This is a genomic window from Halobacillus sp. BBL2006 (assembly GCF_000786645.1).
Taxonomy (GTDB): domain Bacteria; phylum Bacillota; class Bacilli; order Bacillales; family Halobacillaceae; genus Halobacillus.
Genome location: NZ_JRNX01000206.1, coordinates 1 through 981 on the forward strand (window position 1 = coordinate 1; position 981 = coordinate 981).

The 981-nt window shown below is 36.2% G+C and carries 1 pseudogene; it reads left to right on the plus strand.

Annotation, left to right across the window (positions count from 1 at the left end):
• Window positions 1-669: 669 nt before the first annotated feature.
• A pseudogene (locus LD39_RS07190) lies at window positions 670-981 on the plus strand (catalase-peroxidase); the annotation flags it as partial.

Sequence of the window (981 nt, forward strand, 5' to 3'; positions counted from 1 at the left end):
CGGATGAAGAGTTTAATACGGCATTGGGAAATGCTGTAGATTCGATTTATGATGCTTCTGTAAATAAAAAATAGTTCACATTCAATTAAAGGGGGACGTTTTAAAAAACGTCCCCCTTTCCTATGAGTTATTCTTATAGGGAGAGGTTAAGTCGTAGTCCAAGTATAAAATCTTACTAAGTTAGATATGTGCAACTTTCCCAAGTTCTAAAGCTTCCCCCCCTAAACCTTAAGCGCTTACATAAATATTATAATATGTTACGATTATCCATAAGAAGTAACATATCCACCTAAAAATAGACTATAATCCAAAAACCCTCACTAATCACATAAATCATTATGTTGAAAACACTGTACAGATACACGAATTTAATGAGAATAGTTTTAAGCAGATTAAAATCTATTAAACCATCGTTAAAAAAGAGTAAAATCTACTTTATTTTCAGTAAATTTGTTAAGATAAGAGTTAAGAGCGCTTTTGCTCTCCCCCAAATGCCACTTCTAAGATTTATGTAATCCTGTTCTATTTCTTATTCCTTGGTAACCTAATTGAAAATCTTTCTTTTAAAGTTTAGTGCATCTTGCTTCCAATTCGAACTCTAGTTTATTATAATTATAATCTAATAGAGGTTATAATTTTTATTCACACATATAGAAGGGAGAAATACACATGGACAAGAATGAAATGCACGAAAGTAAGGCTGGAGCTGAGCAGTGCCCTGTATCGCACCACAAAACGGAGGAAGAGAGTGCGGTCACAACTGCAAAGGTCGGTACAACCAATAAAGACTGGTGGCCAAACCAGCTGAACTTGGATATCCTTCGCCAGCATGATAAGAAGACCAACCCAATGGGAGAAGACTTCGATTATGCAGAAGAATTTCAAAAGCTGGACTATGACTCCCTTAAGCAAGACCTTCATAATCTGATGACAGACAGCCAGGATTGGTGGCCTGCAGACTATGGACACTATGGTCCTCTC